Below are 9,104 nucleotides of genomic sequence, written 5' to 3' on the forward strand. Positions count from 1 at the left end.
GGTGGAGTTTTTCAGGGGCGCGTTACCACCGGCGCAAATAGCCCTTCGCCGGCGAAGACTCGGCGATTCGGCTCTTCCACTCGCCGTCGTCGAGAGCTTTCAAAACCTCGCGCGAATGATAGCCAAGTCCGCGATGATTTCGCAGGATCGTCCTACGTCGACACGAGGCCGACAGCCGAAAGATTGTTCTTCGCCGTCTTCAGCGTTTCGCCGAGCGTCGTCGTATCGCCCTCGTCGGCTTCTTAGATCGGCGCAGCGACGATGACGCCCGTTTCGAGATCGACCGCGTGTTCCGGCTTGTAGGCGAGATGCGTCGTCCCGTCCTTCATCCTGGCGATCTTCGCCGCAGCGTCCGTCTTGTTCGTCCAGTCCTCGTTCGACAGCTTCTCTCCTTTGCTCTTGCGGGTCGAGTCGAACGAGGACGTCGATAATCGGCGTCTCGACGCCGCTTTCCTTCGCCATGCACTCGAGCATCGCACGATAGGTCTCGCCATTGTCGCGCCGCACGATGCTGCGCAACGCCGCGTTTGAGTCGGCGACGCCGATGCGCTTACTCTTGACAAGACCCTGCTCGGCGACAAGCTTCAAGACAACGCCGAAAACCTTCTCGTGGACTTCGTGCTGGAGACGCGAGTGCGTCTTCGACAGTCAGAAGTGATCGGGAATTTTGTCCCGTGTCGAAAGCCGCAGGAAATCGCGCAGCGAAAAGGAATTGGCGCAGCGCCACACGATGCCCCGTTCGCTGTCGCGCCTTTCGAAATAGCCGACCATGCGCATACGGAAATACCGGCCCGGTGGCAACGACGGCGCGCCTATCCGCGCTGCGTAATAGGGCTTGCATGCGTCCACGACGAAGGCATCGAAATCGGCGTCGAGCAGCACCTTTTTGAAGCTTGTCGTAAAATGCGTGCCCCAGAGAACGCGGCAGATCGATCCATGTCACGATCAAATCGCCCTGCGCCCCCGTCTCTCGCTGCATCGCCGTCACGATAGCCGCATTCGTCTCTCTTCAACGAACAGAATCAGGTGAGCCTCACTTCGTCAACGGGCTAATATGCCGTCTGCCTCTCGCCGCGACATCACCCACTTTCGTCGATAGCTCCCGTCTTTCGTCGTTTGCGCCAGAGTCTCCCAGCGGGGTCGCCCCCGACGTCCAGTCGAGGAAGGCAAGAGGCGAGAACGGAAGATCGCCTCCCTGCGGCCCTAGCTGCGACTGTCAGAGGCCACCCTTGAAATCGATCATCGCGTTGTTCCACCTGCTCGGCTGAAGCCGAGTATCGCCGATCACTCCGTCAAAGCGGGGCTCTTGTTTGAGCCCTGCCCGACCAAGCGTGTTTGCACCTCTGAAAAATCGCGGAAAAGGCTGATGATCCTCCAAATGCCGGGCGCAATGACGGCGATTGAATATCCAATACTGGTCGCTATGACCGCGCCAGCGCTGCCAATCTTCGGAATGAGAATAATCGCTAGAGGCAGATTGATGACCACCATCCCAAGCTGGCCGAACAGCACCATGCGGTGGATCGTCGCCATGTAGAAAAAACCAGTGAACCCATGCGCGACCGCTGAGACGGCCCCGTAAACCGCCATGCTGGTGACCAGCAAAGGCGACGGATCGATTGCTTCTCCCATCCAGGCGGCAAGAATTTTATCCAACACAGCAACGATGACGCATGACACAAACGCGTTAAACGTTATTATAATAATATTTGAGATTATAAAATGGCGGCGCACCCAACGAAAATCTCCTCTCGCGAAAGCCTCGCCATAAGCTGGCATTTGGGCAAGCAAATACATATCTGTCACCAATGAAGGAGCAGTTAGTATTTTCTGAACTATATAGTAGTCTGTTACGGATTCAATGTTTAGCAGATGCGCTACAAGTATTTGATCAGATTGAACTGCGAGGGCCTGTAGCGATATAAATGTTAGATAAATCGATCCTGAAACGTATAGGCGTTGGCACACACGCCATTCGACAAATTTCCAATGCGGACGGATATCAATCCCATCATTATTGAAAAAATATAGTGAGGCAACACTATTTATGATAGGACGAATCCCTAGTGTTGCAAATACAACTATTACCATACTTGACTGCGTATATATAGAGATAACCTGCGCGCATATTGTTAATATAGTAGATATAAATTCCCACTGTTTTGCGACGTCGCCTTGTTGAAGCGCCGTGCGAGCCTGAATTGCAACTGCTGTTGGAAATGACATTGCCCCTAGATATAGAATTACATTTGCAACATCGCGCGCTTCCATTTGAAGTTGTGGGCTTGATATATTCAACGCCCAGCCAAAATCGATATGCGGACTTGCATAAAGTGCAATAAGTGCAATAATACAACTTGCGCTAGAAGCGGCGGCGTATGTCGTGGAAAGAAGTTTTCGGACTCCGATTCTGTCATCTGCGCCGTGGGCGTGAGCGATTAGCGCCGTAGCACCGGCGGTAACCCCGCCGTCGGCAAGAGAGAACCAAATCATTAGAGAACTGAGAGTGGCCCAAACACCGTAACGATCGGGTCCGAGATAACTTACCATGAACGGTAGGATGAAAAAATTTGCTAGGGTTCCAGTTCCCCGGGTGAAAATCGACATCAGCGTGTATCTAAGCATGCGAAAGCCGCGTGTATCTCTGGAACGCACCGCTTTCAATACCTCAATAATGCGTTTCATCGAACCTCGAAGAGTTTCTGTCAAGCGATCTTGGTAAATCCCGACCATGACTTGGTCCCTGATCAGCTTCCGTTGGGGCGCAAATTTTTTGGGTGTGTCGCGCATGTGAGAATGTGACTGCTCACGCTGCGAGGACATAGATCAGCTGTAATGAACGCGATCAGAGGCGACCTCGGAAATTCGGACAGTGGCTTGATTGGATTTTCTGCCTGACAGCGGCGAGGATTCTCGCTGCGAATCAGGAGCCTTCGATGACGAAGAAGAGCCGCCAGACGCATTGGATCACCTCTCATTCGAAATTGCTGCCCTCGAAATTGACTGTTTCTCTATTCGTCCTCCGCCTCCGCCTTCGATCATGGCCCATATAGTCTCCCGATCAGATATTGTGACCAACGTCGATCCGGGCTCCGAGAGAGTGTTGACATTTCAGAACTTCCGGCTATATGGCTAGACAGCCTAGCTAGGAGCGAGCTCGTGGAATGGTCGCTGCAGGACGCTAAGAACCAGTTCTCCAAGGTAGTGCAGAAGGCGCGCGAGGAAGGCCCGCAGACCGTCACTTTGCGCGGTGAACGCGCGGTCGTCGTGCTGTCGGCGCGCGACTATGATGCGTTGCGCCCCGGCAGGCCGTCGTTTGTCGACGACCTGTTCACTGGCCCGAGCTGGGACGGCGAGTTCGCCGAGGCAGTCATGCAACGCGCAAAGACGCCGAGCCGTAGTCCTGCTTTCTGATGTATCTGGTCGACACAAATGTCGTTTCCGAGGCCCGGCGCGGCGCGCCACAGGCGATCTCGTGGCTACGCTCCGTCGATCCGCTCGGCGTATATCTGAGTGTCCTGACGCTTGGTGAGATCATGCGGGGGATTGCGCTGAAGCAGAAGTTGGACCCCAAAGCCGCCGGACATCTCGCCGAATGGCTACGCAAGCTGCGAAGCGACCATGCAGATCGCATCCTGCCGATCACCGACCAGATCGCCGTCGAATGGGGCCGGATCGCGGCAATTCGTCCGCGGGGCGATGTAGACGGGTTGATTGCTGCGACGGCGATCGTTCACGATCTCATCGTCGTTACCCGGAATATCGCCGACTTCAACGACACCGGGGCGACGATAATCAATCCGTGGGACCTAGCATGATCCGTCGGCCGACACTCAGCATCCCGTTCGGCTGGATAATGTTACGGTAAGCCGCTCTGGCGCAAACGGCGCGAGACTTACATGGTTGCTCGATACGAGGAGCGATATTGCCGGGATGAGCACGACTTCGCGTGTCGACGATCTTTGCAAAGGCCGGGATCTCGGCTGCAAGATCATCACTTTCTGCGTGTGTGGTCGCGGCGGCATGAGTTCAGTTTTCGTTCATGGACGAACTCTTATTGAGCAGGATCAGAGAGTAAGCTTTCAATTTGAAACTTGCAGAGTTCCATCAACTTCGCCGCGCTAGCATTCAGGCCATACGAAACAACGAAGCGATCACCCTTCCGAGCGAGCCCGGCGCAGAATTCAAGACCCCTTTTTTCAAAAAAGAAATCTCCGGATTCCGAGACGATCTCCCACGATCTATCAAAATGAATAAAGCGGTGTACATAGAATATCCCAGATACACTATTTTTCCTTGAGCGAAAGCTTCTTCGTGTCACATTAATGCGACGATGAAGCAGGCACAGCCAGCCTTCGCCGAATGGCACAAGTTGTGACGATCCATTATACACCCGCAAATGTGGCTTACCTGTGCTTTCGATGACGACCTTAGCCTCGCCTTCCAATCGCAATAGACAGAATGGGCTGACGCGATAGATCGCATTCATAACGCCATCAATATCTACGGGCATCCAATTTTTTTCTTGCGCACATTGGAACGGGGACCTGAGGAATGTCACATCCGCCAGTCGATCTCCGACGACGCGCGCCCTTGTCATTGTGCAGCTCCCAGTTACTGTATTATAAGCACTTCCTGTTAAATAGACATCTCCGTCTATTTCGCTTAACCGAGCATCCTCAATGCCATTTCGCGCGGGATGCTCATCAGTTGTTGTTGTATAATCGGATAAATCACAAAGTTTTAGCCGCTCGATGACTTCTAAATCGTTATTAAGAGTTAACAGCCAGTTTTCATTGTGCAAATCCGATCCATGAAATCCGATAAACCGACCGCAACAACTTGTTATCCAATTATGTGCCCTTACAATTGCCATCCATCCTGACGCAGTAGGAATTATACTTGGGTTGTCCGCCGATAAGGATGAGGGGATTCGTAAATCAATCGATTTTACGCCAAACAGGCGTGATAAAACAATAACGTTAGGAGTTTGCGCCCGATATAGAGGGTAATCAATAATACCGACCAGGCGACTTAAAATTATTGTGTGCCAAGTTGTCTTAGAAAGCATCGCTGGTCAAGCCTCCGTTGGTCACTACTTTCACCTATAGCTGAGAGCGTTTTTCGATCCCGAGTCGCAGCGACAGACGCATTCGAAGCCATCGGGCGAACCATGAGGTAGGCGTGGCGCTGCTCGTCGCCAAATCGACGAGTTCTATGTTTGTTCTAATACGCAAAGCCTAGTTGAAAGCTCGATAATTCCGAACAAGGAGGGGCGAGAAACTGTCTCGGGTGCATTCAGTCCACGTATTGACGAACTTGCTTTTCAGCAATCACGGGGGCCGCGCCGCCGCACGAAGACCCGCCCATAATGAGCATTCGCTCAATGGTTTTTGGCGACGGGCGGTGACCCTGTTTAAAAAGCTGATAGTTGGCCGGGACGAAAATATCGTCAATATTTTTTGGAGCCTCTGGGAAATACGATAGATATTCATCCCGAACAAAAAATGCGTTAGCCCCCGTCGCCGCATTGCAACATAATAATGTATAAGAGAAACACGATAACAGATCTGATAGCAGTTGTAAAGATGCGCCTGAATAGTCGCTATGGTCCCATAAATGATTTGCATCGTAATCAATAGTCCATTTAATTGGCGGAGGGAATTTTGCATTATATTCAACTATAAAAAGCTTAGGAGATACGCCACTCTCTAGTATATCATTTACAAAATAGTAATCGTTGCCATCTAAATCGATACTTATAACGTCTGCAGTAATAATCGCCAACTTTTCGAAGCCCTGCCGCATGAGTGGTATGACATTTTCCAGCGTTACAAAAGCCTTTAAGAAAGCGAATCGTTGTGGGTTCAACTTATGATTGAAACACAAATCTTCGCCGCCGATCCAGAACCCGCGCCAACCCATCGCTAGAAGAATTAGAGTGTTATTTTCTAGTCCATCGCCTACACCAAGCTCAACAAATGTTCCATTCGCAATACCAAGACGTTTAACAATTTCGAGTGTGATTCCATCCTCGTCTGTTTGAGAGAAATACTTAGCCCCGAAGCGACTAAGTGGGTTTTTCGTTGCGCTCACTGATTGAGTCCATTGTGTTCTCACAAGATAGTCATGCAGCGTATCTTGTTTCTTATAAATTGGCGCAAGTAGCCAATCCCGGACGAGACGGAGAAATTTGAACATCTCCGTTTGCTGCATGCGATAGGCAAATTTGAACATCTCCGTCTTCCTCCATAAGCCGGCGAAGGCCCTGGTCAACGTCGGTGCCGACGTATGAACGCGGATTCACCGGAAAAACGCGCTTTCGAGAACGCTCCCACCGAAAAAACCATCTATCGGTTCACGGGAGCCGGGAGAGTTCTGGTATTCAGTCACGTCTGAGTAGAACGGTGACATTGGGGTCGAGCGCGATGGCGATTCCGTAGAGCTTGGCTAGGGTCCATTCGACACCCCGGCGCGTGGCGTAGCGCAAGCGCATTCCGATTCGCTTCAGCGCGCTGTCAGCATCGACCACCGTGAAGGGGTTTTCGGCGCGTACCATTGTCCAAGGCTTGCCGACCAGAAGCTGCATCAGCACTTGCCCGGAGAGCGCGGAGCGATGTGTCCAATCGCCGTTTTGGGTCACGCAACCAAGTGGGCTTTGGGCATTGGGGAAGCGCGCTAATACATGTCCGCCGGATTTCAGCAGCTTCGCCAAGGACTCGAACAAGACGAGAAGCTGCTCGCGCGTCAAGTGCTCCATGACGTCGAATGCGACAACGATGTCAAAATTGCCTGTGTCCTCCGTCAAGGCGTCGGACAAATCGAGCGCATAGACGCGCACGCCGCGTTCCACTGCGCTTGCTCGCGCCTCGGCGAGCAGTTCCGTGCCGGATATTCTGGCTCCCTGGTCCGTTGCATAACGGAGGAAGCCGCCATTGCCGAATCCCAATTCGAGTATTCTCCGGCCAGACAAGTCTAGCCCTCGGAACTCACCCTTATAATAGCGCCTCTCATAGGGGCCGCAGACCATGAACTGCGAAGGATTCCACTGCTTCCATACGGAATATCCCGCATAGTCGTCCGTCATGAGTCGTCCTTGTTTTCGAGGCTGAAGGAAGTTCTGGCACCAACGTTTCATCAAGCGCGAGAAGCGGCGCCACTACCGGCTGGGCTAAGCAGCGAGCGTGGCATTCCAGATATCAAGCGCATGGTTCCGCCAAATTGCATCACTCGGTCTTCGGCCGTAGCGGGCGCTCGCTGATGTGCTTGGCCCATATCAGCCCGTCAGCTATACGGGCGTGCGGCGTAAGCGCTGAGGAGAGTGGCGAGCCGGTCACAGAACCGATCCCAACGATATTCGGCGGCGCGCGCATGCCCCCGCTTGATGAGCGTGTCGCGCAGATTGGCGTCACGCCGGAGTTCCACGGCCTCGGCGAGGTCAGTCGCGGAATCGGCATCGATCATCAAGCCCGCTTCACCAATGATTTCGGGCAACGCGCCTCCCCCCCTATTCGCCACGACGGGAACGCCCGCTGCCATGGCCTCGAGTCCTGGGATGCCAAACCCCTCGTAATTCGAAAGGGAGACAAGGGCAATGGCTCCACGGATCCAGCGGCCCATCGACAGGTCGTCGATGCCGCCGTCGATGAGCATCACATTCCGCGCCGCAGAGGCGTCACTTCTAAATTCCTGCTCTACTGGACCGATCACCACGAGCCGGATCTCCGACGCCTGGATTGCGAGCTGCTCGGCAAAGCGCAATAAGTTGTGGCCGCCTTTTTTCCGGGAGATGCCGCCCACTGCAATGAAGTATTTCACGCCGCTCAAGGGCGACGCCACGTCGGGATCCATACGCGATATATCGAAGAAGTGCTGCTCGATGCCGTTGCCGAGAACCTGGACGCGTGCCCGATCGGCTCCGAACACTTCACAAATGCGGCTTTTCGAAAATTCCGACACTGTCAGGACGACCGAGGCCCGCGATACGATCCGTGACCACATTGCAAACCGCATGAGTGTTCGTGGATCGAAGCGCTTTTTGCGGCCGGGCTCGAAATGATAGACATCGTGTATCGTTACCGCCGTGTTCGCATGGCGCGCGCTGACGAGGACCTCCCGCGGGCTGTAGATCCAATCCACCTCGCCGGAGTACGCGTCGAGAGAGGGCCAGTTCAAGCTCAGGGTCGCAGCGGCATAAGCGCGTCGTGATATCGGCAAGCGGCAACTCTGGACATGGGCGAGTGGTGCCATCGAAGGTGCCGATTGATCTAGGGCCCAGTAGTCCTTTGGCACCCAGAATGTCAGGTCGACGTCTTTCCTTCTGGCAAGCTCCCCGACCATGTTGACAGCGTGCTTCCCGACCCCGGTCGCATAGCCGTGGTAGCGTTCGCTGGCGTTGAACACAGCGACGCGCAACGGTTTCGTGCGTCCGTTGACCATTCCGCGGTGCTCAAGCATCGCCGTTGTCTCCCGGCTCGACACCAAGCCAGGCCTCGCCCGCCTCAGTCATTTTGCCGACCCGCAGTCCGACGAGAGCACGCTCCGGTTCGCGCCGCTTCTCGTGGTCGCGCCGTAGCTCTCGGAAATTGTAGCTCTCGTCGTTGTACACGATGACCTTGCGGCCGTCCGGGGACCGCGTGGGCTGCTTGCCTGCCGGCGACATGTCGATGATGGCGCGCTGAGTATGTCCGAGCGCGATCGTCTCGTCGACGAAGCTGTCCTGATTGTCCTGGCCGCGATGGGCGGCGGCCACAACCTTCGCGCTGATGCTTGCTAGAAAGCGCACATTTCGCTGTTGGTCCAGGGATTAGGTGTGTGTGGTCTATGCCGGGATGCAGCTTGCTTTATGAGCACGGGACGAGAGTTGCCTCAAGTTACCAGCGCGGTGACGAAGTCGCGGCTTGATTAATCGAGTTCCGGAGCGGCGATGACGGCGAGCATGGCCGGCGCGCTGCCGATGTCAACGATGATGACGATGCCCGTGGCGCTATCCGTCCGAATAACGAACAAAAAGACGTTTCTGGCCGCCTCGGCGCGTTCTCTTGGCGTCCCGCAACCGACGAGGGCGCGCATCAGGACGCCGAGATTGAAGCCTGCGACCTGGA

The 9,104-nt window shown here is 54.3% G+C and carries 11 protein-coding genes; 2 read left to right on the top strand and 9 right to left on the bottom strand.

What is annotated here, in order from left to right:
* Window positions 1–99: 99 nt before the first annotated feature.
* From A1351_RS24265 to A1351_RS24270, 3 genes are all read right to left on the bottom strand, one after another.
* Window positions 100–588, bottom strand: a complete 489-nt coding sequence (locus tag A1351_RS24265) for a hypothetical protein (protein WP_134188303.1) — start codon at window positions 586–588, stop codon at window positions 100–102.
* 60 nt (window positions 589–648) lie between these two features.
* Complete coding sequence (locus tag A1351_RS01125) at window positions 649–882, bottom strand: transposase (RefSeq protein WP_024882105.1); 234 nt, start codon at window positions 880–882, stop codon at window positions 649–651.
* Between the two features lie 402 nt (window positions 883–1,284).
* Window positions 1,285–2,733 carry a lipopolysaccharide biosynthesis protein gene (locus A1351_RS24270; RefSeq protein WP_157096025.1) on the bottom strand — a complete coding sequence of 483 codons (1,449 nt, stop codon included), beginning with the start codon at window positions 2,731–2,733 and terminating at the stop codon, window positions 1,285–1,287.
* 426 nt (window positions 2,734–3,159) lie between these two features.
* Between A1351_RS24270 and A1351_RS01135 the strand changes: the two genes are divergently transcribed.
* Both A1351_RS01135 and A1351_RS01140 read left to right on the top strand, forming a co-directional pair.
* On the top strand, window positions 3,160–3,414 hold the full coding sequence (locus A1351_RS01135; RefSeq protein WP_024882107.1) for a type II toxin-antitoxin system Phd/YefM family antitoxin: 255 nt from the start codon (window positions 3,160–3,162) through the stop codon (window positions 3,412–3,414).
* A complete protein-coding gene (locus A1351_RS01140; protein ID WP_024882108.1) occupies window positions 3,414–3,818 on the top strand; it encodes a type II toxin-antitoxin system VapC family toxin in 405 nt (134 codons plus the stop codon). Before A1351_RS01135 ends, A1351_RS01140 begins: the two co-directional genes overlap by 1 nt.
* 236 nt (window positions 3,819–4,054) lie before the next feature.
* Here A1351_RS01140 and A1351_RS24275 read toward each other — a convergent pair whose 3' ends face one another.
* From A1351_RS24275 to A1351_RS25055, 6 genes are all read right to left on the bottom strand, one after another.
* The gene (locus A1351_RS24275; protein ID WP_157096026.1) at window positions 4,055–5,071 is read right to left on the bottom strand and encodes a hypothetical protein; all 1,017 of its coding nucleotides are present in this window, start codon (window positions 5,069–5,071) and stop codon (window positions 4,055–4,057) included.
* A gap of 227 nt (window positions 5,072–5,298) precedes the next feature.
* Window positions 5,299–6,237, bottom strand: coding sequence for a hypothetical protein (locus tag A1351_RS23535; RefSeq protein WP_157096027.1), 939 nt, complete (start codon window positions 6,235–6,237; stop codon window positions 5,299–5,301).
* 148 nt (window positions 6,238–6,385) lie between these two features.
* Window positions 6,386–7,087 carry a bifunctional 2-polyprenyl-6-hydroxyphenol methylase/3-demethylubiquinol 3-O-methyltransferase UbiG gene (locus A1351_RS01145; protein ID WP_198162185.1) on the bottom strand — a complete coding sequence of 234 codons (702 nt, stop codon included), beginning with the start codon at window positions 7,085–7,087 and terminating at the stop codon, window positions 6,386–6,388.
* Window positions 7,088–7,284: 197 nt separating this feature from the next.
* Window positions 7,285–8,457 (bottom strand): glycosyltransferase family 1 protein, encoded by a 1,173-nt coding sequence (locus A1351_RS01150; protein WP_064031943.1) that lies wholly within the window; start codon window positions 8,455–8,457, stop codon window positions 7,285–7,287.
* Window positions 8,450–8,752: a hypothetical protein gene (locus A1351_RS01155; RefSeq protein WP_064031944.1), complete on the bottom strand. Its 303-nt coding sequence runs from the start codon at window positions 8,750–8,752 to the stop codon at window positions 8,450–8,452. The genes A1351_RS01150 and A1351_RS01155 overlap by 8 nt, the downstream gene beginning before the upstream one ends.
* Before the next feature lie 152 nt (window positions 8,753–8,904).
* Window positions 8,905–9,104: hypothetical protein (locus A1351_RS25055; protein ID WP_198162186.1), on the bottom strand; the 200-nt coding region annotated here is incomplete at its 5' end.

The sequence above is a fragment of the Methylosinus sp. R-45379 genome (genome assembly GCF_001644125.1).
Lineage (GTDB): Bacteria > Pseudomonadota > Alphaproteobacteria > Rhizobiales > Beijerinckiaceae > Methylosinus.

What these genes read in the sequence shown, in the direction of transcription:
- A1351_RS01140 (WP_024882108.1), top strand. Translation starts at nt 3,414, where the DNA reads ATGTATCTGGTCGACACAAATGTCGTTTCCGAGGCCCGGCGCGGCGCG.
- A1351_RS24270 (WP_157096025.1), bottom strand. Translation starts at nt 2,733, where the DNA reads ATGGTCGGGATTTACCAAGATCGCTTGACAGAAACTCTTCGAGGTTCG.
- A1351_RS23535 (WP_157096027.1), bottom strand. Translation starts at nt 6,237, where the DNA reads ATGTTCAAATTTGCCTATCGCATGCAGCAAACGGAGATGTTCAAATTT.
- A1351_RS01150 (WP_064031943.1), bottom strand. Translation starts at nt 8,457, where the DNA reads ATGCTTGAGCACCGCGGAATGGTCAACGGACGCACGAAACCGTTGCGC.
- A1351_RS01145 (WP_198162185.1), bottom strand. Translation starts at nt 7,087, where the DNA reads ATGACGGACGACTATGCGGGATATTCCGTATGGAAGCAGTGGAATCCT.
- A1351_RS24275 (WP_157096026.1), bottom strand. Translation starts at nt 5,071, where the DNA reads ATGCTTTCTAAGACAACTTGGCACACAATAATTTTAAGTCGCCTGGTC.